General features: G+C 48.2%; 1 protein-coding gene. It reads right to left on the bottom strand.

Annotated elements, in window-relative coordinates:
* On the bottom strand, positions 1-824 hold an 824-nt coding region (locus ACS8FC_RS16310), incomplete at both ends, for an aminotransferase class I/II-fold pyridoxal phosphate-dependent enzyme (protein WP_439297547.1).

Genomic DNA, 824 nt, shown 5'->3' with positions numbered 1-824 from the left:
GATAAAACGGTTTAATCTCATTATCAGATAATTGCTTGATACGGTCGTTTTCGACCAGTGGCGTGGCAATGGCCGCACCAAAGCGTGTCGGTGCTAGATTGACCACGGCATTCATCGCGCTGACCGCTTCGATCACTTTGGCATCGGCCACGATAATACCCGTACGCATACCGGGCAAACCAATTTTCGATAGGCTAAAACACAGAATCGTATTGTTATCCCAATGCAAATTGACATCAGAGTAGATGATATTCGGGAAGGGCATACCGTAGGCGTTGTCGATAATCAGCGGTATGTCATAGCGTTTGGCAATCTCAGCCAAATGCGCCATTTCTTCATCGGTCAGCACGTTGCCCGTTGGGTTGGTCGGGCGTGAGCAGCAAATCGCGCCGATACGACCTTCCTTTAGCGCTGGTAAGTTCTCTAACACCTCAAAATCCACACGATATTTAAAGAAGCCTTCCTCACCATCATGCGTCACTTCATCGATATGCGGTAATACGGCGGTGAAATGCTGACCTTCCACATGCACATCGCTATAGCCGATATACTCAGGGGTCAATGGCAGTAGAATGGATTTGTCGATAGATTCATTCTGCTCATTTGTGAACGCGCCGCCAAACAGATTAAACAGATAGAAAAACGCATTCTGTGAGCCATTGGTGAGGGCGATATTGTCTGCCGTGAGGTTCCAATCATAATGACGGTTAAAAAAGCCAACCAACGCATCGATGAAGCCTGCATCGCCTTGCGGATTAGAGTAGTTCGCCATGCTGATAATCGCGCTACTATTGGGCACGCCTGCATCATTATCGACACCCAGC

It is taken from the genome of Psychrobacter sp. 1Y4, assembly GCF_051847555.1.
This window is presented reverse-complemented; position numbering and strand designations above follow the sequence as displayed.